The sequence below is a fragment of the Actinoplanes sp. GCM10030250 genome, from assembly GCF_042666575.1.
GTDB lineage: Bacteria > Actinomycetota > Actinomycetes > Mycobacteriales > Micromonosporaceae > Actinoplanes.
In genome coordinates this window covers 118,328-143,618 of record NZ_JBHTDO010000010.1, presented here as the reverse complement: position 1 = coordinate 143,618, position 25,291 = coordinate 118,328, and the positions used below count along the sequence as shown (strand labels likewise).

The 25,291-nt window shown below is 66.8% G+C and carries 20 protein-coding genes; 12 read left to right on the top strand and 8 right to left on the bottom strand.

Annotated elements, in window-relative coordinates; all coding sequences use genetic code 11:
- Positions 1-77: 77 nt before the first annotated feature.
- Together ACFQV6_RS15795 and ACFQV6_RS15790 are read right to left on the bottom strand one after the other, a co-directional pair.
- On the bottom strand, positions 78-416 hold the full coding sequence (locus ACFQV6_RS15795; RefSeq protein ID WP_378028226.1) for a hypothetical protein: 339 nt from the start codon (positions 414-416) through the stop codon (positions 78-80).
- Between the two features lie 31 nt (positions 417-447).
- Positions 448-747 (bottom strand): hypothetical protein, encoded by a 300-nt coding sequence (locus tag ACFQV6_RS15790; protein ID WP_378028225.1) that lies wholly within the window; start codon positions 745-747, stop codon positions 448-450.
- 643 nt (positions 748-1,390) lie between these two features.
- On the opposite strand from ACFQV6_RS15790, the gene ACFQV6_RS15785 reads away from it, so the two are divergent.
- Positions 1,391-1,597: a DNA-binding protein gene (locus ACFQV6_RS15785; RefSeq protein WP_378028224.1), complete on the top strand. Its 207-nt coding sequence runs from the start codon at positions 1,391-1,393 to the stop codon at positions 1,595-1,597.
- Positions 1,598-2,504: 907 nt separating this feature from the next.
- Here ACFQV6_RS15785 and purB read toward each other — a convergent pair.
- A complete protein-coding gene (gene purB / locus ACFQV6_RS15780) occupies positions 2,505-3,809 on the bottom strand; it encodes an adenylosuccinate lyase (protein WP_378028223.1) in 1,305 nt (434 codons plus the stop codon).
- Positions 3,810-3,935: 126 nt separating this feature from the next.
- On the opposite strand from purB, the gene ACFQV6_RS15775 reads away from it, so the two are divergent.
- The 4 genes from ACFQV6_RS15775 (at position 3,936) to ACFQV6_RS15760 (ending at position 8,412) form a co-directional block, all read left to right on the top strand.
- Positions 3,936-4,547, top strand: a complete 612-nt coding sequence (locus tag ACFQV6_RS15775; RefSeq protein WP_378028222.1) for a hypothetical protein — start codon at positions 3,936-3,938, stop codon at positions 4,545-4,547.
- 67 nt (positions 4,548-4,614) lie between these two features.
- Positions 4,615-6,024 carry an ImmA/IrrE family metallo-endopeptidase gene (locus tag ACFQV6_RS15770; protein ID WP_378028221.1) on the top strand — a complete coding sequence of 470 codons (1,410 nt, stop codon included), beginning with the start codon at positions 4,615-4,617 and terminating at the stop codon, positions 6,022-6,024.
- A gap of 49 nt (positions 6,025-6,073) precedes the next feature.
- Positions 6,074-7,711, top strand: coding sequence for an adenylosuccinate synthetase (locus tag ACFQV6_RS15765; protein ID WP_378028220.1), 1,638 nt, complete (start codon positions 6,074-6,076; stop codon positions 7,709-7,711).
- 38 nt (positions 7,712-7,749) lie between these two features.
- Positions 7,750-8,412 carry a DUF7002 family protein gene (locus ACFQV6_RS15760; protein WP_378028219.1) on the top strand — a complete coding sequence of 221 codons (663 nt, stop codon included), beginning with the start codon at positions 7,750-7,752 and terminating at the stop codon, positions 8,410-8,412.
- Positions 8,413-8,646: 234 nt separating this feature from the next.
- On the opposite strand, the gene ACFQV6_RS15755 is transcribed toward ACFQV6_RS15760, so the two are convergent.
- Positions 8,647-9,753: an integrase core domain-containing protein gene (locus ACFQV6_RS15755; protein WP_378028303.1), complete on the bottom strand. Its 1,107-nt coding sequence runs from the start codon at positions 9,751-9,753 to the stop codon at positions 8,647-8,649.
- Positions 9,754-11,233: 1,480 nt separating this feature from the next.
- The gene (locus ACFQV6_RS15750; protein WP_378028218.1) at positions 11,234-12,211 is read right to left on the bottom strand and encodes an Acg family FMN-binding oxidoreductase; all 978 of its coding nucleotides are present in this window, start codon (positions 12,209-12,211) and stop codon (positions 11,234-11,236) included.
- A 383-nt stretch (positions 12,212-12,594) separates the two neighbouring features.
- On the opposite strand from ACFQV6_RS15750, the gene ACFQV6_RS15745 reads away from it, so the two are divergent.
- Positions 12,595-13,239 (top strand): response regulator, encoded by a 645-nt coding sequence (locus tag ACFQV6_RS15745; RefSeq protein ID WP_378028217.1) that lies wholly within the window; start codon positions 12,595-12,597, stop codon positions 13,237-13,239.
- Between the two features lie 121 nt (positions 13,240-13,360).
- Here ACFQV6_RS15745 and ACFQV6_RS15740 read toward each other — a convergent pair whose 3' ends face one another.
- The gene (locus tag ACFQV6_RS15740) at positions 13,361-13,951 is read right to left on the bottom strand and encodes a hypothetical protein (protein WP_378028216.1); all 591 of its coding nucleotides are present in this window, start codon (positions 13,949-13,951) and stop codon (positions 13,361-13,363) included.
- A gap of 200 nt (positions 13,952-14,151) precedes the next feature.
- On the opposite strand from ACFQV6_RS15740, the gene ACFQV6_RS15735 reads away from it, so the two are divergent.
- From ACFQV6_RS15735 to cydC, 6 genes are all read left to right on the top strand, one after another.
- Positions 14,152-15,111: a universal stress protein gene (locus ACFQV6_RS15735; protein ID WP_378028215.1), complete on the top strand. Its 960-nt coding sequence runs from the start codon at positions 14,152-14,154 to the stop codon at positions 15,109-15,111.
- A 122-nt stretch (positions 15,112-15,233) separates the two neighbouring features.
- Entirely contained in the window at positions 15,234-16,262 is a 1,029-nt protein-coding gene (locus tag ACFQV6_RS15730) for an Acg family FMN-binding oxidoreductase (protein WP_378028214.1), read from the top strand.
- A 133-nt stretch (positions 16,263-16,395) separates the two neighbouring features.
- Entirely contained in the window at positions 16,396-17,790 is a 1,395-nt protein-coding gene (locus tag ACFQV6_RS15725; protein WP_378028213.1) for a cytochrome ubiquinol oxidase subunit I, read from the top strand.
- A gap of 9 nt (positions 17,791-17,799) precedes the next feature.
- Positions 17,800-18,795, top strand: a complete 996-nt coding sequence (gene cydB / locus ACFQV6_RS15720; RefSeq protein ID WP_378028212.1) for a cytochrome d ubiquinol oxidase subunit II — start codon at positions 17,800-17,802, stop codon at positions 18,793-18,795.
- Positions 18,792-20,480 (top strand): thiol reductant ABC exporter subunit CydD, encoded by a 1,689-nt coding sequence (cydD, locus tag ACFQV6_RS15715; protein WP_378028211.1) that lies wholly within the window; start codon positions 18,792-18,794, stop codon positions 20,478-20,480. The genes cydB and cydD overlap by 4 nt, the downstream gene beginning before the upstream one ends.
- Positions 20,480-22,156, top strand: a complete 1,677-nt coding sequence (gene cydC / locus ACFQV6_RS15710) for a thiol reductant ABC exporter subunit CydC (RefSeq protein ID WP_378028210.1) — start codon at positions 20,480-20,482, stop codon at positions 22,154-22,156. Before cydD ends, cydC begins: the two co-directional genes overlap by 1 nt.
- A 10-nt stretch (positions 22,157-22,166) precedes the next feature.
- Here the strand turns inward: cydC and pflA are convergent, their stop codons facing one another.
- Positions 22,167-22,925 (bottom strand): pyruvate formate-lyase-activating protein, encoded by a 759-nt coding sequence (gene pflA / locus ACFQV6_RS15705; RefSeq protein ID WP_378028209.1) that lies wholly within the window; start codon positions 22,923-22,925, stop codon positions 22,167-22,169.
- Positions 22,925-25,165 (bottom strand): formate C-acetyltransferase, encoded by a 2,241-nt coding sequence (pflB, locus tag ACFQV6_RS15700; RefSeq protein ID WP_378028208.1) that lies wholly within the window; start codon positions 25,163-25,165, stop codon positions 22,925-22,927. The genes pflA and pflB overlap by 1 nt, the downstream gene beginning before the upstream one ends.
- Positions 25,166-25,291 lie beyond the last annotated feature (126 nt).

The window sequence follows — 25,291 nt, the reverse complement described above, 5'->3', positions numbered from 1 at the left end:
CCCGAGGATGTCCTCGGTGTGCTTCGCCGGGTCCGTCAGATGAGCGGTGGGGTCAGCCGAGTCACTGAAGCCCATGGTCAGCTGACCGCGGGGATCGGTCGATGCACCGCAGGCAAGCTGTCGTCCAGGCGCTTCGCCGAATCACTGTCGGTGCGCTCGTAGTGGGCGGCCGCGTTGAAGAGCGACTGTTGTGAGTCCTCGAGGATGTCTACCAGCCGGTCCAGCAGCGCCCCGAGTTCCTGACGAACCCCGAAGTGTGCGTAACCGATGGGATTGATCAGGCCGCCCTCGACGCCGGGTGTGATGTCGGCGACCCGCGCATGGAAGTACGCCTTGCATTCCTGCGCGTCGTCGAGGGCACGCCGGAGCAGGAAGCCGTAACTGCGTAACGCCTCCGGATCCACGTTCAACGTCACATCGCTCACCTCTCCCGGAATCGAGCGGATCTCACACCAGTGCGGCGCGCAGGCCGAAGATCAACGCGTCGCCCACAATGATCAGCGCCGCGCCGGCGCCGACCCGTTGGGCGGACCGCTTCGGGTCGCCGGTCAGGATCCCGATCGCGGTAACCACGGCGCCGGCCACGATGAACGGGGCAGCTACCACGACCGGCATCACCGGGAATTGGGATCCGCCGGGACTGCGGGCCAGCAGCGAGAACATCAGCAGCGGCGCACCGCCGACCAAGATCAGGAAGACCCCCACGTAGCGACGCAGGTCCCGCGACGGGTCGGAAAGAGTACTCAACCTTCTAATCCTCCTGATGGCCGGACTCCCGGACAATCTTGATCAGGGTCCTAGCGCCCTTGCGGAATCCTTTGATCCATTCGGCGTAAAACAGAGTTTGTCAGTGCTGCATCTCGTGGCAGTCAGCCGGGAAACGCATTTCGGCGCACTTCTGGCCACTCGGCAGGCTGCAGGCCAGCGACTCCGCACCTCGGCCGAAGACCGCAAAAGGCGATCAGCGAAGCCGGGCGAAGCGCAAAGTGCCCTGTCGTGTCGTACATCCCGCTGGTTCACCTTCCCCGTCGGCGGTCGGTTCAGGATAGCCAAGAACTTCAATCAATGCGGCAACACTAGGCACTCGCTTAGGGCGCCCGACTAGAGGTGTGTGCCGCTTGATGAGGCGAAACTGCCCGATGGTGAAACTCGCAGAATCCCGCAGCGTTGGGCATTACGCGGCAGGCAGCAATCATCCGTTCTCGAAGTTCACAGCTTGTCGTTTCTCGCAAGGACGATGAGTTCAGGGTGGAGGTTCGCTACGCCGGCACCGGTGTAGTGCGAGCGCCTCACGCATCTCAAAACACCCTAGTCGTGTGTAATAAGCGTGCGACTAGAGCGTGTATCAATTTAGGCGTCTGCCTAGCTTGCGCACGCCTAGCCTCGGCTCATGGTCAGCAAGCGGCAGATCAGCCTGATGGGCTCACACGAAATCCGCGTGCGCCTCGGCGGGATCAGCCGGCAGCGCGTCTACCAAATCACGCAGGGCCGAAGCTTTCCCGAGCCGATCGCCAAGTTGGAGATGGGCAACGTCTGGCTGACTGAAGACGTCGAGGAGTGGATCAAAGAGCACCGGAGCGACCCGGAAGGGGACTGACGGTATCGCGTAGGCAGCCGACAGATCGCTGGAAGCAACAAGGTCTGACCCGGGGCGGGCGCCTCGCCGCAGCCGTGGTTCACGGCGAAGGGATGCGCGCAAGCGCCCGCTGGGATCGTGACGCCAACGATGTGACAGTTCGGTTGCGTACACGCCGGGTGCAGGCGCGGCCGTTGCGACCACCGCTGGCACCATCACGGCCTGCAAACACAAGAGCAGTGGCGCACTACGCGTACCGCCCGCGGGCAAGGCCTGCACAAAGACCGAGACCACGCTCGCCTGGAACGCTCGCGGCGCTGCTGGCCCCCGTGGCCCCGCTGGTCCGCCGGGACCCCGGGGTGACAAGGGTGAGCCGGGCACGAAAGGTGCCGTCGGTGCTCAAGGCGAAACAGGAAGCCGCGGGCCAGCCGGGCCGCAGGGCGAGCGCGGACCTCAAGGACCGCAAGGCGCCACTGGCCCTGCGGGGCCCCGGGCGCACCCGGAGCCCCAGGACCGCAAGGGCCCGCAGGCCCGCAGGCCCGCAAGGCGTTTCTGGGCCCTCAGGGACAGCAGGCAAACCACTCACCACGATCCGATTCGGCTATTTCAGCTGCACGCCCGGAGGTGCATGCCCAGCGACCGTGGACGCCTCGGCAGCTACAGGGGACCTCACCCTCGCCCAAGGAACCGCCCTTGGCGGTGACGGCCAGCCGCAGACGAAGGCCAGAACCGGGCTCGCGGTCTCACCCGCCAGAACTCGAGCGGGCGGCGGACGCACTTACAGAAGCAGGTGCCAGCTGATGACCGCGATCAGCATCAGGACCGTCAGGCGGGCGGTCCGCGACATGCTCAGCCCACTCCGTGATACCGGGCAGTTCGGCTCGCTCGCCAAAGCCACCCGTACGCCCTCGGCGCGTCGATTGCGATCCTATCTCAGCCGTTTCAGCCGAGCGAACAGTTCGGACATTCCGGGCGAGTCGAGTACACGAGATATCGCCATGGCAGAGACATTCGCATCCGGTAGGTCGATCCCCAGATCCATGGCAGCGCTCCGGACGAGGATTGCGAGCGACGCCCCATCAGATGCTTCGCGGGAAGCCTTCTGTACCAGCTCGTACGCTGTGACGCGGGAAACGTTGGCGGTCAGGAGCATTGACAAGTACATATCCGAGTAGATCGTTTCGCCAGCGCGTTCGATATTGGCCTTCATGCGGTCGGCATTCACTGTCAATCCGGCGACCACATCGGCCGTGATGACGACAATATGTTCGGTGATGCTTGACGCGTCAGGCAGGCAGATGCGTTCCACGGATGAGTGACTGATGTCGCGTTCATGCCAAAGCGCGATGCCCTCCGTCACCGGAGTCACGAAGCTTCGGACAATGCGGGCGAGGCCGCAGACCTTCTCACTGGAGATGGGATTTCTCTTGTGGGGCATGGCTGAGGAACCCGCTTGACGTGCGGTGAAGCCCTCCGCCAGCTCGCCCACCTCGGTGCGCTGGCCATGGCGGACTTCCAGAGCGATTGCCTCACAACTAGTGGCGATCAAGGACAGTGAGGATACCCAGTCAGCAAGTGAGTCGCGAAGCAACACTTGCGTGGCGCACGGCGCCGGTCGCAGCCCGAGCCGTTCGGCCGCCATCTGCTCGAGCCGTGGATCCAGGCCGGCATAGTTCCCGACCGGACCGGACATCTTGGCGATCTTGTTGGCCTGAGTCGTTGTGATGAGCCGATCGCGACATCGTGCGATGGCGAAGGCGAAATCTGCTACGCGGTGGCCCCACGTATCCAGCATGGCCGCCATGCCGTGGGTCCTGCCTAGGCGCAGCGTCGATGCGTGACGAAGAGAGTGCGACCGGAGTTCATCGACCAACGTGTCGAGCGCTTTCCCGAGGATCCGGCTTGCGTCCGCGATCAGCAGCGATTGTGCAGTGTCAACAATGTCCGAGCTTGTCAGTCCGCGATGAACCCATGATGCAGCTGGCTCATCCATGGGGGCCGTCCAGGCTCGAAGAAACGCCTCGAAGTCGTGCCGAGTCACCGCTTCGAGGTCGTCGACAGCGGCTACTTCCGGTGGCGGGATCGACGCGGCATGGGCAACGAAGTCGCCCGGAATCTCACCCAGGGTGGCGCGAGCCTCGAGGGCGGCGAGCTCCACCTCCCTCCATCGAGTGAAACGGTTGGCTGATGACCAGACCGTCCGCATTGCGGATGATGTGTAACGCTCGTGCACCTTGTGCTCCCGAAAGCAGATTGAGGTCGTGAGCTGGGTAAACGGTCTGAGTCGCCAACGGTACCGAGGCAGAGCCGATGCCGAACCGAAGCCTGTGTCTCCGGCCAACCATGGCAGGCTAGGGCGATGCCAGAAGAGACCGCGACCGCAGCGGTGGTCAGAGGCGGCAGGTCGAGGCTCGCGGCGCGTTCGGGTCGTACTTCGGCCAAGCGCCGTCGTGCGCCCAATCCTGCTCAACTCGTCCTCGATCTGGACCTGCCGGCGCCGATCCACCCACACCACGGTGCGCGGAGCGCGGAATCGCCCGAACCGCCCGGTCCCCGCCCTGACGACGCCTTCATCCGGAGCGACGCGGCGCTGGCGGTCATGGCTTTCCACGGGGCATTCGGCTTGCCGCGGCGACTTCTGCCGTCAGTCAAGGTTAGCGAAGGGCTGTCGGAACTGCGTATCAGTTTGCTGGAGGAAGAGATCGGCGAGTTCGCGCAGGCGTCGCGAGCGCGTGACCTTGTAGGTATCGCCGATGGCCTCGCTGACATCGTCTACGTCGCCTACGGAGCAGCGATCACTTATGGCATCGATCTCGACGCCGTTCTTGCAGAGGTACACCGATCCAACATGAGTAAGCTGGACGCGTCGGGTCGGCCCGTACTCCGCGCGGACGGTAAGGTGATCAAGTCCGAGCGGTACCAGCCGCCAAACATCTCCGGAGTGCTCTACCAGCAGCTACCGTTGATGTAGGCACGGAACACGAAGTCTTCCTGACACGAGACGTATCAAGCAGCTTCACCTCAATTAGGATCCCCTCATGGCGGATACGGCCGAGGGCATTGATCAACTCAAGTGGACAAATCCGTCCGTGCGGGCCATCGCGGGTGACGCGGATCCGCTTAAGCTCGTGACGGAGCGAGCCAGGGCGCTCATGTTTGCAGCGTTGGACTCAGGCCTGTCCGGCCCGCCGTTCGACCCGTTCGCGCTTGCCGGACTGATGGGCATTGGGATCCGCGCGAGAGCCGACGTAGCTGACGCACGAATCCGACGTTCGGACGCTGGTGAGCTGACGCCGAGCGGTGCTCCTTTGGCCTCCTTTGTGCCGTCACAGGCGCCGCTGACAATCGAATACAATCCGTCGCGGCCCCGAGGTCGCTTGCGATACAGCGTCGCGCATGAAATAGCGCACGCTCTATTCCATGATGTGGGTGACGCCGTCCGCCACCGGACTGCGACAGGCGCGGTACCCCGTCAAAGCGGGGAAGATGACTCCTGGCAGCTTGAGTTGCTCTGCAACGTTGCGGGTTCAGAGTTCCTGATGCCGGTGGAGGCGGTCGCCGGCATCCTGGACATTGATCCCGACATAGATTTTCTGATGGCGACCCGGGCCAAGCTGGACGTGTCCACTGAGGCGCTCCTGCGCCGGGTCGCCCATGAAACGAACCGGCCACTCGCCATCGTCGCGTCCAGCCGCGTGGCAGACACCCTCGGCTCGAATCTTAGGTGCGAGTACGTAGTGCACTCCCGAACGTGGCGCCCGGCGGCCGTCCGCGGCTTGCAGATTGACGGGGCGGGCCCGTTCGGAGCGCCGACCGCAGTCGGGCAAACGGTCCGGGGGAAGCAGACGCTCGCCGGCGAACCCCTTCTTGTGCAAGCTGTTGGAATCGCCCCATATCCTGGACGTGTCTTCCCTCGTGTGCTGGGCCTCGTAGAGCCAGCCGGAGCGCCACGCTTGGCGCCGACTGGAATCGACTACGTCTCGGGCGATGTGTCCCGCCCGCACGGCGAAGGGCCTCTGCTCGTTGCACACGTCGTATCAAGCACGGCGCGTGCTTGGAGCCGAAGGGGGGTCGGCAAGTCCCTCACAGCAGCATTCCCGGAGGCGGCGACCGCCTACCACCAGTGGAGCGTCGCCTCGCCAGAGAATCTCCGGCTCGGTAACGTGCATCTGGTTCGCGCGGCAATCAGCACGAACATCTATGTGGCGAGCATGGTTGTGCAGCAGGGATTCGGTCCGGCATCGAGGCTGAGTTACCAGGCTCTACGTGATGCGCTGCGGTCGTTGGCGCACCACGCCACTCGTCTCGGTGCGTCGCTCCACATGCCTCGCATCGGAGCCGGTGAAGCCGGAGGACGATGGGACCTGATCGAACAAGAGATAGAGCAGTCCCTGCTCGGAGCAGGCCTTACCGTCAAGATCTATACGCCCACCCGCACAATCAGATGACATCGGCTTGATAAATAGCTAATATCAGAACAGCTTGGCGGGAGGCCTGATGAAAAGTCCCCTGCGCATCATCGTCGTCAGCGGGCAGGTCGGCGCCGGCAAGAGCACCCTCGCCGAAGCCCTCGAAAGAAGGTTTCAGGCCCGTCGGCTCAGCACTAAGGACGCACTGCGCAATCTGGCTGCAGACACCGCCCGGCAGCTACCAAACGAGCGGCGAGCCCTTCAAGACTTCGGCGCCGAACTTGACGAACGGACCGCGGGCCGTTGGGTAGCCGACGCGACCGTCGAACTGCTGGGGGAATACCCCGCAGCCGAACTGGTCATTATCGACGCTGTACGGCTGCACAGCCAGGTCGAACGATTGCGTGAAGCGTTTACCTCCGCAGTCACCCACGTTCATGTCTACGCGCCCGACGATGAGCTCGCTCGCCGCTACCAAGAGCGCGGCAACTCCTCAGGTATCACGGAACTTAAGTCGTATGACGAGGTTAAAGCACACGCCACTGAGGCGAATGTCCATAAGCTCAAAGCAGAGGCCGATATCGCGGTTGATTCGCAGAGATGCGTGCCTGAGGACGTGCTGACCCGGGTCGCGGCCGCCCTCGGCCTGTATGGTTCGGGCCGTGAGCAACTCGTGGACGTAATTGTCGGCGGCCAATACGGCAGTGAGGGCAAGGGAAACATAGCCTTCTATCTGGCGCCAGAGTACGACGTTCTGATGAGAGTCGGCGGTCCGAACGCCGGGCACAAGGTACCGTTACCGACCCCGTACACCCACCGTCTCCTTCCCTCGGGCACTCAGGCGAACACCAATGCGAAGCTGCTCATCGGGCCCGGCGCGACTTTAGACGTCACTCTGCTCATGGGCGAGATTTCAGACTGTTCTGTCGACGTCGACCGGCTCACGATCGACCCGCAGGCGATGGTAATCGAGGACGAGGACAAAGCGGCCGAAGCGGCTTTAGTTGCTGCCATCGGGAGTACGGGCAAGGGCGGCGGACATGCCGCGGCCAGAAGGATCAGCGGAAGAAACAACCCCAACGTGCAGCCGGCGGTGAGGCTCGCAAAGGACGTGCCGCAACTTCAGCCGTACGTTAGAGAGTCTGCACACGTGCTAGAAAAAGCGTTTCGACGTGGCGATCTCGTTCTACTGGAAGGCACACAGGGCACTGAGCTGAGTCTCTATCATGGAAGTTACCCGCATGTCACCAGCCGGGACACCACCACCGCCGGATGCTTGGCAGAAGCTGGCATCGGCCCGCATCGGCTGAGGCGGGTCGTCCAAGTCTCGAGAACATATCCCATTCGGGTGCAGAGCCCGAACAACGCTACCTCCGGTCCGATGTCGCAGGAGATAACCTTCGATGACATCGCCGAAAGGTCAGGTATTCCTGCGGATGAACTCCACGAAACAGAGAAGGGATCCGTCAGCAATAAGAAGCGCCGCGTTGCTGAGTTCGACTGGCGCATGCTTCGACGCGCTGTTGAGTTGAATGGGTCCACAGACATCGCTCTCACCTTCACTGACTACTTGGATCAGAAGAACCGGGACGCCAGGCGCTATGAGCAACTGACGCCAGAGACAATTCGTTTTGTGGAAGAAGTTGAAAGGGTTGCAGGTATCCCCGTCAGCCTGCTTGGAACCAGATTTGACGTTCGTAGCGTTATCGATCGGCGACGTTGGTGACTCGAATTCCGGCCGCGCGCAATTGAAACCGAGGTCACATGAAGCCCGAGGATCTGGCCGAGACCTATCCGCTGCTCTACCACATGGCCGAAGAGGGAACGTGGCCGTCCATTAAAAAGTACGGCCTCCTGACCACTCGCCAACTCGTCGAGTTGAGCCGTCCCGCCTCAGAAGTGGCGGACGCAATCTTGAAGCGACGGCGACCGCGTAGCGTCGAGCTCACGACGGCGGGGCAGGCATTCCACGTACGCGACCAGGCTCCGCTTCGACTCAACTTCCTGGAATCCTGCTTGCAGGACATGACGATTCAGGAGTGGCTTGACGTCCTTAACAGCAGGGTGTTTTTCTGGCTCACCGCCGAGAAGCTTGCCCAATTGCTAGCGGCGCGACGCTACCGAAGCAGATCCCATGACGTTCTCGTGGTCAGCACCAAGAGCCTACTGAGCGAATATGCCGATGTTGTTCGGCTGTCTCCGGTCAACTCTGGGGCGACGCTGTACCCCAACGCCAGTGCCCGTGGCCCTGAGACCTTCCGAACGATCGGCGACTACGAATTCACCGCATGGCGAAAGCGGCGAGGGCTAGGTGGGGCCATCGTCGAGCTGGCCGTGGTCGACGGGGTGCCGAACATCAGCAATCATGTAATAAGGGTTGAGCGGCGCCATCAGGACCAAGTACTCGAGGTATTATTCCAACGCTGATTAGTCCCGAATGGTGCCGTGATGAGTGAACCAGGCGAGGCAGATCGGAGGCGTGCCCTGCGCAGCGCCGGATGCACGGCTGCTGCAGGTGCCCCTCACCCAGGCCGCCGCTAGACTTCGGAGTGGTGCTCGAATCTGCCGTTGGATCAAGCCCGTATTCGCTGGTAAAGGCTCGTGAGCGTCAGACGTCGATGGAAACAGCGTTGCGGGTGCCGAGAATGTCATCCATGCTGGTCAAGCGGCATTTTTATACTCGTGGATGAGTCCTCCGATTCGATCGTGTCGGCGGATGCGGAGCCGTTCAAGGGTCGCCGGGTCGGTGGTTGGGTCGGGCAGCGGTGCGCGTGGTCGGGCGTTGGCGATGCCTCGGTGCGGCCGGTGGTCGTTGTGGTGGCGTTCGTACTCGCGCAAGGCATTCAGCAGATGTGCCTGATTCCAGATCGGGGTCCGGTCGAGCAGTTCATGGCGGCAGGCTTGGATCCACCGTTCCATGATTGAGTTCATGCGGGGCATCCGGACGCCGCTGAGCACGACCTCGATCCCGGCATCCGCGAGGACGGCGTCGAACAGGGCCGGGTACTTGCCGTCCCGGTCACGGATCAGGTACCTGAGCGGACATCCGGTGTCTTCGAGGTCCATGACCAGGTTCCGGGCAGCCTGCGCGACCCACGCGGCGGTGGGATGCGCGGTGACGCCGATGATCTGGATGCGGCGGGTGGCGTGTTCGATCACGGCCAGCACGTACAGGTGGGCGCCGGTCAGCGTCACGGTTTCGAAGAAGTCAGCCGCGATGATGGCCTGGGCCTGGGAGCGCAGGAACGTCGCCCAGGTACTGCTCGTACGGTCCGGTGCCGGGCCGACGCCGGCGTCTTTAAGGATCTCCCAGACGGTGGAGGCGGCGACCTTCACGCCCAGGGTGAGCAGTTCGCCGTGGATACGCCGGTAGCCCCAGCCGGTGTTCTCCGACGCCAGACGCAGTACCAGCCGACGGATTGACCGGATCGTTCGTGGCCGGCCGGCCCGGCGGGGCCGGGAACTCCTGGCGTGCCGGCGGGCGATCAGGTCCCGGTGCCAGCGCAGCACGGTCTCCGGGTGGACCAGTAGCCGCAGGTGGTTCAGCACGTCGCGCGGTAGCGGGTGCAGTAGGGCTGCCAGCCAGGCCCGGTCGACTGGAGTGAACCGGACCCGTTCGCCGTGCAGCTGCCGTTCCAGGACCGTGATCTGGTGCCGCAGGGTGAGAATCTCGGCGTCCTTGTCGCGGTCCCTCATCGGCAGCAGCCGCAGTAGCACGAGGGTGTTGGTCACGCCGAGGTACGCCAGTCGAAACAGCACACATCTCATCGTCGCGCAGTACTCGGCGTAGAGCACCGTCGCGATTCAGCCGAGTGGATCCGCGTCGGCACCGGCTTTGTCGCCTCGGTGATCAAGATGGCTGTGACCAGGATGGATGAAATTTTCGGCATCCACAACGTGCGTACGGTTTCGTGCAAGTCCCGTTGATCTCGCCGTCCACCGCGGCTTCCCGATTGAGATGCTCATGGCTGAGTCGCGGGCCGGACCGTATCCTCGAGTGCCGTTGAGCAGCATGTTCGCGGCCTGGATGTGCTGCCTTTCCCTGTGAGCTGTCGCCCGCCCGCAGGTTCAACCCTCGATGCCAGGCCAATATCCTATGTGGATGATCGCGACACATCGGCGACACGAACGCACGTACGGTGATCTTGGCCTACTCCTCCGATGCTGTGGCCTCGGCTATCCGGCTGTACTGATGGACTTGGGTCATGGTCATGGTTGTGGTCGTGCGTCGGTGTCTTCGCTGTCATTCCATGATGGCGGTCGGCGGTGCGTTGCGGAAGTTGACCGGGGTTGTCCGCGGTAGTCCCGCCGGTTCCCCTGCCCACGAGTGTTCGCTGAACGAAGCCTGGCCGCTTCGCGCGGCCGAGTCCAGCAACCTCCAGTGGGCAACGCTGCGACCGGTCGAGGCATCTGCGGACGAAGCCAGACCTGCGTTGGGCGGCGCGGTGCCGTGAGATTCGCTTGAGGCATGCGCAACGGCTGCCCTCGAGAGTGTTTCGACGCACTGAACTGCCGGACGAGAGTGCGTTCACCGGACTGGAATAATTGCGCAGTGTCTGTGGTTTCCTTTCAACCGCAGACACTGCGCAGGGCGAGTGCTAAGACATGGACGGATACAGTCAGGTCTAGATTGTCAAGAAAGAGAAGGCGGCGACGAACCCCGGCTTTGCGAGCTGTCCTTCACGACCACGGGCACGGGACTTCGGGTTAAGTCCGATAAGAACAGCAATCTAAACGTCGCTGATGCCGCTGGCCAGACGGTCTTCACCGGCAACACGCAACCGATGTGGGACGCCGCTGCTCAGGAAATGACCACGGGAGTGAACTCCGGAGCCAAGAGCAACCGGCGAGCAACGACTACGGCAGCGCGCGCGACGATGCTGATCAAGACCGATGGCAGAAGGATCATAATCTACCGTCAGGGCGCTGTTTGCTGACCCTCAGGTCACATTTCCCGTGTACATCGAACCAGGCCTCACGCTGAATCGACTCGGTTTTCTGTGGTCAGTTCGGCCGCTCCCGACACGGCGTTCTGCAATGTTTTCGACGATGCGTTCGTCGGATCATGGGACGGCGGATCGATTGTGCATCGGTCGTTTTCTATCTTGATCCCAGCATCGGAGATCCTGGGATCGCAGGTCAATCGGATCGGCTGCCGACGCGGCAGGCGCACCGGAGCTGTCGAGGTTGTGGGAATGAACGAGCAGCGCCACGCAGCGACACTGCTCTCACTCAGCTTCCGGCTCGCTCATGGGGCATCGCCTTCTGCCGGTGGCAACAGGACGTCCGTGACGTCCCGCCGTGGCAGGGTGCGCCCAGGCGTGCCGTAACCGATGCGTAGGGCCAGTTGCGGGTAGCCGCTTCGGCCGAGTGAGCGGCGCAGTTGGTCGCGGGCGGCCGGCACCTCGATCGGCTGGGAGATCATCGAGGCCGCCAGGCCGGCGTCGGTCGCGGTCAGCAGCACCTTCTGCAGTGCCTGGCCGGCGGTGATCTGATCGACCGGCCGATCACCGGGTACGCCGAGGATGGCGATGAGGGGTTCGGGTTCGTAGTCGCGGCCGGGCGTGCGGCGCCGGTCACCGAAAGTGCGTTGAGGAAGTAGATCCTGTGGTTCGGCGAGGGGCGCGCCGGCGCTGACGGGTACGCCGTCCGGCGCATAGCCGGCATGCGTCCAGCTGATCAGTTCGGCCTGGTATCGGTTGTCGCGGCGCAGGACGCGGTCGGCACTGTCGGCGATCTCGGCGAATCCGGTGAGGGCGGTCATGCCGACCAGCAGGTCGAGCCAGGCCGATTCGGCGCGGGCAGCTTCGATGAGGCGGATCCGGGTGTCGGCGGGTACCGGGTCGGGCGAGAACGGCGCCCGGTTGCTGTGCCGGCGTGGGATGGCGGCGTGCAGGTTCTGCTCGGCGGAGGTCGGCGGCCGTTCGCGTTCGGGAGTGAGCCGGGCGACGAGGTCAGGTTCGCCGGCGTTGGGGCGGAGGTGGACCTCGGCGGGCCGGCCGTGAACGGCCAAGGCGAGGCGGGCGTTGTAGGTGGCGGCGCCGCAGGCGAGCCGGGCTGCCCAGCCGGACCGGTCGGCGACGGATAGGTGCCTGGTTGGGTCGGCGAGGATCTCGATCGCGCCGTCGCGCAACCGAAACTGCCACGGCTGGCTGTTGTGCAGTGAAGGGGCACGGATTCCCGCTTCAGCTGCCAATAGCAGATTTGCCTCGCCGTAGCCGTTCACAGCCGGTCTCCTTCGTGTTGCTCCGATGGGACACCGCGACCCGGCAGAAGGCCTCGCGCCGATGTCATGTCGGGGACCTCCGTCGTACGGTCCACCCACCACCGTGCCTGTTGCCGGCAGCGCCCGTTCAGGGCCGAAGGTCCCGTTTCGGCCGCTGATCGGAACGCGCCAAATCAACTTCGTCTTGGTGCCTTCGCACACGGCGCCGGTTTCGAAGCTGCCGCCCAAGTCAGGGGCGCGTGCCCATGCTGACGACACCGTCGCGGGCGGGTTCGAAGCCGAAGCCGTCGTCCTCGGCGCACATGATGACTTCTCCGTCGGATCCACTCACCGCGGGCCCATGGTCCCTACGGCTCGTTGGCTGGACACGGTATGAAGGACAGATGATCCGTGTCTTTCTGCTCGACGACCACGAGGTGGTGCGTCGCGGTCTGGTCGATCTGCTGCAGGCTGACGGCGATATCGAGGTGATCGGCGAGTCGGGCCTTGCTCAGGAGGCCACGCGGCGCATCCCTGCGTTGCGGCCCGACGTGGCCATCCTCGACGCCCGGCTGCCCGACGGCAACGGCATCGACGTGTGCCGCGACGTGCGGGCCGTCGATTCGTCGATCAAGGGACTGATCCTGACGTCGTACGAGGACGACGAGGCGCTGTTTGCCGCCATCATGGCGGGCGCCTCGGGGTACGTGCTCAAACAGATCCGCGGCAACGACCTGCTGGATGCGGTTCGGCGGGTGGCGGCCGGTCAGTCGATGCTCGATCCGGCGGTGACCCAGCGGGTGCTGGAGCGCATTCGGCACGGGGTGGAGCAGCCACGTGAACTGGCGTCGTTGACCGATCAGGAGCGCAAGATCTTGGAGTTCATCGCCGAAGGGCTGACGAACCGTGAGATCGCCGGCCGGATGTTCCTGGCGGAGAAGACGGTGAAGAATTACGTCTCGAGCCTGTTGGCCAAGCTCGGCTTGGAGCGGCGGACGCAGGCGGCAGTACTCGCCACTCGCTTGCTCGGCGAGCATCCGAACAGGTGACCGTCGTTGAACCACCTCAGTAAGAGGTGCGCCACGCCGGGCCAGTCTCGAGGCGGAACGGGATCACCCGGCCGCGATGAGCGGCCGGGCGAGGCTGTCCCGTCGATGATTGCGCATGGCGTCAGATGAGCCAGCGGTTCTTCTGGACGATCGGCAGGGAGGCCCACCACTTGCCCAAACCCCAGGTGTGACCGGCGTAGGTCAGCGCCAGGACGATGCCGGCGAGGCCGTAGATGATGTGGTAGTCGATGATCGGGTTGGTCGATCCGCTGGGCTCGCCGGCGGCGGTGGTCTGGTCGAGCGGCCATTCCGCGGCCCACATGAGAAGCATCATGAGCGCGCCGGCGCCGGCGGCGAGGCGCATGCCGATGCCGAGCACGAAGGCCAAGCCGATGGCGAGTAGGCCGAGCATGAACGCCCAGTTGGCCCAGGGGTCGCCGGCGATGTTGTGGAAGAACGTCTGCAGCCAACCGGGGCCCACCTCGACACCGGACAGGAATCCCTTGGTGGGCGAACCACCGTTGGTCCAGGCGCGCTCCGCCGGGGTGGCGAAGCCCCAGCCGAAGGTCTTGTCGAAGAACGCCCACAGGAAGACGAAGCCGGTGGAGATGCGCAGAACGGCCAGTGCCCTGGCGGCGGTCTTGGTGAGCATGGAACCCGGGGCTTCGACGTGCTCCAGGTGATTGGCAGTGCCTCGGCCGATGGTTGTCATGGTGTCCTCCTTCATCGATGTCCGCACCTTGAGACTGCACCGGTCATGGGCCCGGATCCCGAGGCCATATGCCTGACTTGGACAGGCCGAAAGTCCCGCCTTGCCCGGGGTGGCCGCGCCGAGATATCGGGACGAGTGGCCCGGCCGGTGGTGCCCACCGGCCGTGACGCCGCCCGCTTCCGGGCGCCTAACTTGCGACTATGGGCAGTGATGTGGCGACACCCCGGAACCGGCCGGTCATGGTCGGTGTGAACGGCTCGCGCATCAGTCCGCCGCTGGTCGACCTTGCGGTGGCGGAAGCGGCTCTGTATGACGTTCCGCTGCTCATCGTGCACGTCTGGCCCGGCCGGTACAGCGGCGCCTACCGTGGCCGTGGGACCGTGCCGTCACGCGCCGACGCACAACGGCTGCTCGAACTGTCGGCCGTCCGCGCCCGGTTGACCGCGCCCGACGTGCCGGTCAGCACCGAGCTGCTCGATGGCGGTGCCGCCAACCTGCTGACCCAGACCTCGGGACGCGCCCGCCTGCTTGTGCTGGGGCATCGCGACGAGGTCGTCACCCGGCCGGCCTGGGGTTCGACGACCGCCTACCTGGCGCACCACAGTGCATGCCCGTTGCTGGTCTATCGCGGGGCGACGCCGTGTGACGGGCCGATCGTGGTGGCGACCTCGGCCCGGCCGGAGGGCAACGCCACCCTTGGATACGCTTTCGCGCGTGCCGCGCTGGTGAACGCCCCGCTTGTCGCGATTCACATGTGGACGAGGCCCGGCGCCGCAGAAGGGATTCCCCTGGCCGTTCCACCAGGAGCGTACGGCGAGGAACGGGCGGGTGCGGAGAAGGCGCTGACCGCAGCTTTGGCCGGCTGGACCGAGCGGTTTCCCGGCGTGGTTGTCGAGCGGCTCGTCGTCAACGACTTCGAGATGGCGTACACCATCGAACGCGCCCTTCGGCGCGGTCGCCTCATGGTGGCCGGGATCGGCCGGAGCGGCAGCTTCGCCGAGCTGCTCTGCAGCGCGCGGGCAGCCTCCGCGGGTGTGCGGAGGACGTGTCCGACGGTGTTGGTTCCGCCCTCCTCGCCGATGTCGTCGCATGGGGCGGCCACGGCCTCCATGACCGGGTCCAACGGCACTGGGAACGGCGCGCGTGCCGCGACAGGCTGAGAGTGAGCCCCACCGGTTCCGGGCGAAGGCCTGAGACGGCGGCTCCCGGTGCGGCCGGTTCCGCGTCTGCCCCCTCAGGAGCCGGCCGCGCGGCCCTCGACCCGGCGCTGCGAGGAGAAACGATGACCACCACGATCACACCCCCGGTTCGGGAGATCCTCCTCGACTGCGTGCGCACCGCGACGGCTGCGCCGTCGGTGCACAACAGCCAGCCGTGGAAGTTCCGGGTGCGGGGCGGCCGCGTCGATGTGTACGCCGACTCGTCGCGCCACCTGCGCGTGCTGGACGAGGAAGGCCGTGAACAGCTGATCAGCGTGGGCGCGGCCGTGTTCACCCTGCGCCTGGCGATCCGGAGCAACGGCTATCGCTGCGACTACACGCTGTTTCCCGAGCCTGGCGAACCCGATCTCGTAGCGCGCGTGACCGCCAACCGCCCCGCCCCGGTCACTGCTGCGGCGGAAGCGCTGGCCGCCGCCGTCCCGCACCGGCACACCAATCGGTGGCCCTTCGCACAGATACCCGTTCCCCGTGAGGCACTTGATCGGCTGCGCGACGCCGCTCGTCGTGAGGGTGCCGTGCTGGCTGTGGCCAACCCAGCCGGCCGCGATGCCGTTCTCCGCCTGGCCCGCCATGCGGACCAACGGCTGCGCCGGCGACCCGGCTACCGCGACGAGTTCGCCCGCTGGACCGGTGATCGCGTACGCAACGACGGTGTTCCACCGCGAGCGGCCGGCCCCTGGGACGCGCTGGAATCCGTGCCTGTGCGCGACTTCACCGAGGTGTCGGCACAGCATCAGAACGGCGAGCCGTTCGAGCCGTACCCGACGGTCCTGGTTCTTACCACCGCGAGCGATCGGCCCGTGGATTGGGTGCGCGCCGGACAGGCCCTGCAGCGGGTGCTTCTCACCGCGACCTGGCAGGACCTGGCGACGATGCCGATCAGCCAACCCGTCGAGGTACCGGCTGTCCGCTGGTTGCTCATCGAGCCCGGCTCCGGATTGTTCGCGCAGATGGTGTTGCGGGTGGGCTACGGGCGTACTACCGAAGGGACACCGCGGCGGCCCCTGTCCGAAGTGCTCATGCCTTCTCACGATTCCCGTACCGACGGCTCTGTCCGGGCTCGGCGGCGTGCCTCGGGCGGTTCGGTGTAACGGGCTGGCCGGTCCTCCGGCGGTGCCGTCTGTTCGAAAAGGGACAGGGCACGGACGGGTCGGGACTTTCGGCCCTGAGCATCGTGCGCGATGATCGAAAGACTCGGCGGGTACCTGTCGAAAGGACCCGCCCGTGGACGCGCTCGACCTGGCCCGATGGCAGTTCGGGATCACCACCGTTTACCACTTCCTGTTCGTGCCGATCACGATCGGGATGTCGGCCCTGGTGGCCGGCCTGCAGACCGCCTGGGTGCGCACCGGCAAGGAGCACTACCTGCGCGCCACCAAGTTCTGGGGCAAGCTGTTTCTGATCAACTTTGCGATGGGTGTGGTCACCGGCATCGTGCAGGAGTTCCAGTTCGGGATGAACTGGAGCGACTACTCCCGCTTCGTCGGGGACATCTTCGGCGCACCGTTGGCGATCGAAGGGCTGCTGGCCTTCTTCCTCGAGTCCACTTTCCTCGGCCTGTGGATCTTCGGTTGGGACCGGCTGCCGAAGAAGCTCCACCTGGCGACCATCTGGCTCGCCTCGATCGGGACACTGCTGTCGGCGTATTTCATCCTTGCCGCCAATTCGTGGATGCAGCACCCGGTCGGCTACGAGGTGAACACCGTGACCGGCCGGGCCGAGCTGCACAGCATCGGGGCGGTGCTGACCAACTCGACGACGCTGGTCACCTTCCCGCACACGGTCACGGCGTGCTTCCTGACCGCCGGTGCGGTGCTGCTGGCGGTGAGCGCGTGGCATCTCAAGCGCCGTAATCAGGAGGACGTCTTCCGGCCGGGCCTCAAGCTCGGTGCGTGGGTGGTGCTGATCGCCGGCGTCGGCGTGCTGATCACCGGTGATCTGCAGGCCCGGATCATGACCGAGCAGCAGCCGATGAAGATGGCCGCCGCCGAGGCGCTCTACGACACCTCGAAGCCGGCGAGCTTCTCGCTGTTCACCATCGGTTCGCTGGACGGCCGCGAGGAGGTCGCCAGCGTCCGCATTCCCTCGCTGTTGTCCTTCATGGCCACCGGCAGCCCGAGCGGCGAGGTTGAGGGCATCAACAATCTCCAGGCCGAGTACGCCGAGAAGTACGGCCCCGGCGACTACACGCCGTACGTGCCAGTCACGTATTGGTCGTTCCGCCTGATGATCGGCTTCGGTGGGCTCGCCATGCTCGTCGCGCTCGCCGCCCTGTGGGCGACCCGCCGCGGCCGGGCGCCCACCAGCCGGTGGCTCTGGTTCGCGTCGATCGCCTCGATCGGCATGCCACTGGCCGCCAACTCCTTCGGGTGGATCTTCACCGAGATGGGTCGCCAACCATGGACCGTCTTCGGCGTCTTCAAGACCGCCGACAGTGTCTCGCCGTCGGTGAGTGCCGGTGAGGTCGCCACTTCGCTGATCGTGCTCACCCTGCTCTACGGCGTCCTCGCGGTGGTAGAGGTGGGCCTGTTCGTCCGGTACGCCCGCGCCGGTGCGCCGGACATCTCGCCCGAGGCGGACAACGAGCCCGCAGACCGTCCGCTGGCGTTCGCGTACTGAGAGGCCGTCATGGAACTCACTACCGTCTGGTTCGCCCTCATCGCGATCCTCTGGGCCGGCTACTTCCTGTTGGAAGGCTTCGACTTCGGCGTCGGCATACTGCTGCCGGTGCTGGCCCGAGACAACCGGGAGCGCCGCCTGTTGATCAACACCATCGGCCCGGTCTGGGACGGCAACGAGGTGTGGCTGCTGGTTGCCGGCGGCGCCACCTTCGCCGCCTTCCCGGAGTGGTACGCCACCCTGTTCTCCGGGTTCTACCTGCCGCTGCTGCTCATCCTGGTCGCGCTGATCGTGCGCGGGGTCGCCTTCGAGTACCGCGGCAAGCGCGACGACGACACCTGGCGGCATCGTTGGGACCTCTGCATCATCGGCGGCAGCCTGGTGCCGGCGATCCTCTGGGGCGTCGCCTTCGGCAACATCGTGCGTGGCGTACGCCTGGACGCGAACCATGAGTACGTCGGCGGCTTCTTCGAGCTGCTCAACCCGTACGCGTTGCTCGGTGGCCTGACCACCCTGACGCTGTTCGTGCTGCACGGCGCGGTGTTCCTGGCCTTGAAGACCGGCGGCGAGATGCGGGAACGGGCCGGCCGGCTCGCTGAGCGGCTGTCGCTACCGGCGATCCTGGTCGCCGGCGGTTTTCTGGCCTGGACCGCGGGCACCCACCACGACGTCACCGGGTGGCTGATCTTCGCCGCTGCGGCGCTCGCCCTGGCCGGCGCGGCCTTCGCCACCCGGCTGCGCCGCGAAGGCTGGGCGTTCCTGGCCACCGGGGCCACCCTCGTGCTCGCCGTCTTCGGCCTGTTCGTGACGCTCTTCCCGGACGTCATGCCGTCCAGCATCGCGGCAGCGAACAGCCTCACCGTCGACAACGCCTCGTCGACGCCGTACACGCTCAAGGTGATGACCTGGGTGGCGGTCGCTTTCACCCCCGTCGTCCTCGTTTACCAGGGCTGGACCTACTGGGTGTTCCGCAAGCGCCTGACCCTCGAACGGATCCCGGTGTGAAGCCCTTGGACCCGCGGCTGCTGCGGTACGCCCGCGGCACCCGCACCTACCTCGCCGCGACCGTCGCCCTCGGGTTGGTGCTCGCCGCGCTGATCGTCGCCCAGGCCACCCTGCTGGCGCACGGCATCACGGCCGTGTTCCTCGACGGCGCCGACGTGCGTACGCTGACGCCGACGGTGGTCGCGCTGGCCGCGGTGGTCGCCGGGCGGGCCGCCGTCGCGTGGGCGCAGGAAGCCGTCGCCGCGCGCTCGTCCGCCGCCGTCAAGAGCGAACTGCGCGGCCGCCTGCTCGCCCATCTCGTCGCCCTCGGGCCGGCTCGCGGGGGAGACACCGGTGCGGTCACCACACTGATCACCCGAGGACTCGACGCTCTCGACGCGTACTTCGCCCGTTACCTGCCGCAGCTCGTGCTCGCCGCACTGGTCCCGGCGGTCGTGCTGGCCCGGTTGCTTCCGGCCGACCTGATCGCCGCCGTGACCATTGCCCTGACCCTGCCGCTCATCCCGGTGTTCATGGCGCTCGTTGGCCTGCACACCGAGGCCGCCAACCGCCGCCAGTTCCGCCTGCTGACCCGCCTGTCGCACCACTTCCTCGACGTGGTCGCCGGCCTCACCACACTCAAGATCTTCGGCCGCGCCGGGGCACAGGCGGCCACGATCCGGCGGATCAGCGCCGAGCAGCGCCGCCTCACCATGCGGACACTGCGGATCGCCTTCCTGTCCTCGCTGGTCCTGGAGCTGCTGGCCACCCTGTCGGTGGCGCTGGTCGCGGTCGGCATCGGCCTGCGCCTGGTCTCCGGTCACCTCGATCTGACCACCGCGCTGCTCGTGCTGATCCTGGCGCCGGAGGCCTACCTGCCGCTGCGGCAAGTGGGCGCGCACTACCACGCCAGCGCCGAAGGACTGGCAGCCGCGGAGGAGGCGTTCACCATCCTCGAGACCCCGGTACCCACAAACGGATCGGCGCCCGCGCCGACCGGGAGGATCGTCTTCGACGACGTGGTGGTCCGCTACCGCGACCGCGACGCACTGCGCCTCACCGCGACGATCGAGCCGGGCGAGATCGTAGCGGTGACCGGGCCCAGCGGATGCGGCAAGTCCACAGCACTCAACGTCCTGCTCGGCTTCGTCGCTCCGGACAGCGGCCGGGTCACTGTTGGCGGCATCGATCTGGCGACCGTCGACCCCGGGGACTGGCGTTCCCGGATCGCGTGGGTGCCGCAGCGGCCGTACCTGTTCGCGGGTACCGTCCGCGACAACATCGCCCTTGGCCGGGACATGGCCGCGCCACCCGAACCGCCGACCGCCTTCGCCCACTGCTTCACCGGGACCGCGCCTGTGGCCTCGAGCCCGGAGGTGGTCATCGCGGCACGGCGGGCCGGGGCGGACCGATTCATCGCCGCGCTGCCTGACGGCTACGGGACCGCGCTCGGCGACGACGGCGCCGGGCTCTCGGCAGGGCAGCGGCAACGCATCGCGCTGGCCCGCGCCCTGGTGCGCGACGCACCGATCGTCCTGCTGGACGAGCCCACCGCGAACCTCGACACAGACACCGCCGACGAGGTCATGGCCGCGATCCGGCGGCTCGCCCACGGCCGTACGGTCATCATGGCCGCGCACCGCCCTGAGCTGATCGCCCTGGCCGGCCGGGTCGTCGACCTGGCCCGGCAGCCGGTGGGTGCCTGATGAGCTGGGTGCGTCTGCTGCGCACCGCGGCCGCCCCCGCCACCGGCGGACTGGTGCTCGCGGTGCTCGCCGGGGCCGGCGCGGCCGGTGCCGCGGTCGGTCTCATGGCCGTCTCCGCCTGGCTGATCTCCCGCGCCGCCCTGCACCCACCGGTACTGCATCTGATGGTCGCGATCGTGGCGGTCCGCGCATTCGGCCTGACCCGCGGCGTCCTTCGCTACGCCGAGCGCCTGGCCGGCCACGACGCCGCCCTGCGCGTCCTCGGCCGCCTCCGGGCGCGCGTCTTCTCCCGGCTCGCCGACCTGGCCCCGGCCGGGCTCGCCGGGTACCGCCGCGCCGATCTTGCCCAGCGCCTGGCTGCCGACGTCGATGCCGTGCTGGACATGCTGACCCGGGTGCTGTTGCCGTACGCCGTCGCCACGCTCGTCGGAATCGGCTCGGTGTTGCTGGTCAGCGCGTACTCGGCCCCCGCCGGGCTGGCAGTCGCCGGCGGCCTGCTGCTCGTCGGTGCGGTCGTGCCGGTGCTGCAGGCCCGGGCTGCCCGCCGCGCCGACGGGCGACTGGCGCCCCTGCGCGCCGAGCTTGCCACCGGAACGGTTGACCTGATGCACGGCTTGCCCGACCTGCTGGTCTACGGTGCTGTCGATGCTCGCCTCGCCCTGCTCGCCGACGCCGACGCGCGACTGCGCCGGGCGCAGCAGCGCTCCACCGCGATGGCCGGCCTGTCCGCGGCCGTCACCGCGCTGGCCACCGGCGTCTGCCTGCTCGTGGGGCTGGCCGCCGGCGCGGTCGCGGTACGCTCCGGCGCCCTCCCCGGCGAGTTGCTCGCCGTAGTGGTGCTGACCCCGCTCGCGGTGTTCGAAACGGCCGCCGGCCTGCCCGCCGCGGCGCAGCAGTTCGCCGCCGCAAGGGGATCGCTGCGACGGCTCGCTGACGTGCTCTCCACACCGGTGCCTGTCATTGCCCCGCAAGCGCCGGTCGATGTCCCGGACGGCCCGGACACGCTGCGGTTGGAGGCGGTCAGTGCCGCCTGGACGCCGGGCGGCACCGTGCTGTACGACGTCGATCTCGAGCTGCGGCCCGGTGCCCGGGTGGCGCTGGTCGGCCCGAGCGGCTGCGGCAAGAGCACGGTTGCGGCGCTGCTGGTCCGGTTCCTCGACCCGAGCGCGGGCCGGGTGACTCTGGACGGCATCGATCTGCGCCTTCTTGAGCCGGAGCGGGTCCGGCGAGTCGTCGGTTACCTGCCCGAGGACGCCTACCTGTTCGACACCACCATCGCGGCGAACCTGCGGGTCGCCCGCCCGGACGCCACCGATGACCAGTTGCGGGCAGCCCTGTCCGAGGCGCGGCTGCTGGGCTGGGTCGACACCCTGCCCGACGGGCTGGAGACGCTGGTCGGTGAGCACGGCCGGGCGTTGTCCGGCGGGCAACGTCGCCGGCTCGCCCTGGCCAGGGCGCTGCTGGCCGGCTTTCGGGTACTCATCCTGGACGAGCCCACCGAGCACTTGGACGACGAGAACGCCGCCGCGCTGCTCGACGACGTACTTGCCGCCGCCGGCGATCGCAGCGTCCTGGTGATCTCCCACCGCGCCGACATCACCGCCCGGGTGGACGAGGTGATCGATCTGGGACAGGCCCGCCCGGCAGTGCACCAAGGTGCCTCGGCGTGCCGTTGACCGTCCGCCCTCAATACACCGTCAGGCCGTGGGCGCGGAACTGGTCGTGCACTCGCCGGAGCAAAGCCTCGTCCGGTGCCGGTGTATCGGCGAGTGGGAAAGGCAGCCCGAGGGCGGCGTACTTCGGTGCGCCGAGGCGGTGGAACGGCAGCACCTCGACGCGTTCGACGGTGGGCACGCCTGCCGCGACGGCGGCGACGGCGTCCACGTTCGCCGGGCCGTCGGTGAGGCCGGGCACCAGCACGAACCGTACCCAGATCGGCATGCCGCGGTCGGCGAGGCGGTGGGCGAAACGCACGGTGGGCGCGAGCCGGCCGGTCCCGGTCACTTTCCGGTACGTGGCCGGGTCGCCGGACTTGATGTCGAGCAGTACCAGGTCGGTGGCGTCGAGCAGGGCGTCGTCGGCGCGGTCGCCGAGGAAGCCGCTGGTGTCCAGGGCGGTGTGCAGGTGCATGTCCTTGCACCGGCGCAGTACTTCACGGGTGAAGGCCGGCTGTTGCAGCGGTTCGCCGCCGCTGATCGTCACTCCGCCACCGGCGATTTTGAGGAAGCGCTCGTAGCGGCGGATCTCCAGCAGCAGGTCGTCGGCAGTGGTCGGCCGGCCGTAGCGCCGGTACTGGGTGTCCGGGCTGTGGCAGTACGGGCAACGCAGCGGACAGCCCGCGAGGAAGGCGACGAAGCGGGTGCCCGGCCCGTCCACTCCGGTCGATAGGTCGAAGGAGTGGACGGAGCCGGTCACGGCGGGTGCCGCCGTGATGAGGTCGGTCATCACAGCGTCCCGTGAAAGGTGCGGGAGATGACGTCGCGCTGCTGGTCGGCGGTGAGCTTGACGAAGTTCACCGCGTACCCGGAGACCCGGATGGTGAGCTGCGGGTACTTCTCCGGGTGCTCCACGGCGTCCTCGAGCGTGGCCCGGTCGAGCACGTTGACGTTCATGTGGAAGCCGCCGCCGTCGGTGTAGCCGTCCAGGACACCGGCCAGGTTGCCGATCCGCTCATCGCGGGAGTGTCCGAGACCGTCCGGCGTGACTGTGATGGTCAGCGAGATACCGTCCCGGGCCGCGCGGTAGGGCAGCTTCGCGACCGAGAGGGCCGCGGCGACCATGCCGTGCTTGTCGCGGCCGTTCATCGGGTTGGCGCCGGGTGCGAACGGCTCCCCGGCGCGTCGGCCGTCGGGGGTGTTGCCGGTCTTCTTGCCGTAGACGACGTTGGACGTGATGGTCAGCACGGACAGGCTGGGTTCGGCGTCGCGGTAGGTGGGCTGCCGGCGGATCTTGTCCATGAACCGTTCGACCAGATCCACGGCGATCGCGTCGACGCGATCGTCGTTGTTGCCGAAGGTCGGGAAGTCCCCGTCGACGGTGTAGTCGACAACCAGGCCGGTCTCGTCCCGCAGGGCCTTGACCTGGGCGTGCTTGATCGCTGAGAGGCTGTCGGCGGCCACCGACAGGCCGGCGATGCCGGTGGCCAGGAACCGGTGCACCGGGTAGTCGTGCAGGGCCATCTCGAGCCGCTCGTAGGCATATTTGTCGTGCATGTAGTGGATGACGTTGAGCGCGTCCACGTACGTCTCGGCGAGCCAGTCCAGCGTTCGGTCGTACGCGGCCAGCACCTGGTCGTAGTCCAGCACGTCCTCGCTGATCGGTTCGGCCGGCGGGGCCACCTGTTCGCCGGTCATCTCGTCGCGGCCGCCGTTGATCGCGTACAGCAGGGCCTTGGCGAGGTTGGCGCGGGCGCCGAAGAACTGCATGTCCTTGCCGACCCGCATGGCCGACACGCAGCAGGCGATCGCGGTGTCGTCGCTGTAGGCGGGCCGAATCAGGTCGTCGTTCTCGTACTGGATGGCGCTGGTGTCCATCGATACCTGTGCGCAGAACCGCTTGAAGCCCTCGGGCAGGGCCGGCGACCACAGGACAGTGAGGTTGGGCTCCGGGGCGGGCCCGAGGTTGTAGAGGGTCTGCAGGTAGCGGAAGCTGGTGCGGGTGACCAGCGGCCGGCCGTCGCAGTCGAGGCCGCCGAGCGACTCGGTGACCCAGGTGGGGTCGCCGGAGAACAGCTGGTCGTACTCCGGGGTGCGCAGGAAACGGATGATTCGCAGCTTGATCACGAAGTCGTCGACCAGCTCCTGCGCCTGCTGCTCGGTCAGCGTGCCCTCGGCGATGTCACGCTGCAGGTAGACGTCGACGAACGACGCGGTCCGGCCGAGCGACATCGCGGCGCCGTTCTGCTCCTTCGTGGCGGCCAGGTAGGCGAAGTAGAGCCACTGGATCGCCTCGCGGCCGGTGGTGGCCGGACCGGAGATGTCGTGGCCGTACCGGTCGGCCATCAACCGCAGTTCCTCCAGTGCGCGGATCTGCTCGGCCAGTTCCTCGCGGTCGCGGATGACATCGGGGGACGACAGCCGGGCGTCCAGCGAGGACCTGGCGGCTTGCCGCTCGGTGATGAGCCGGTCGACCCCGTAGAGAGCGACCCGGCGGTAGTCGCCGATGATCCGGCCGCGGCCGTACGCGTCGGGCAAGCCGGTGATGATGTGTGAGCGTCGCGCCGCCTTGACGTCGGCCGGGTAGGCGTCGAAGACGCCGTCGTTGTGCGTCTTGCGGTACTGGCTGAAGATCGCCTTCACCGTGGGGTCGAGGCTGAAGCCGTACGCCGCGAGCCCGGCCTGCACCATGCGCAGGCCGCCGTTGGGCATGATGGCCCGGCGCAGCGGCGCACTGGTCTGCAGTCCCACGATCAGCTCGTGGTCGCGGTCGAGGTAGCCCGGCTCGTGCGAAGTGATCGTGGAGGGGGTGTGCGTGTCCACGTCGTAGATCCCACGCCGGCGCTCCTCGACGAACATGCGCCGCAGTTGCCGCCAGATCCGCTCGGTGCGGTGCGTGGGTCCGGCGAGGAACTCCGGTCCGCCGGCGTACGGCTCGATGTTGTCGTGGATGAAGCCGCCGACGTCGATCGTCTCGCGCCAGCCGGTGCCGCGGTAGCCGCGCCAGGCGTCGTGGGATGTGGTGGCCATGGCCCCTCCTTCTTCTCCTTACAGCCTTGCCGATCGTTGACCCGGCGGTCAGGGCCGGAGGTCCCGGACGGTCGGAACCGTCCGGGACCTCCGGGTGCGGGCGCGATCTCGTCGGCCCTGTGGTGT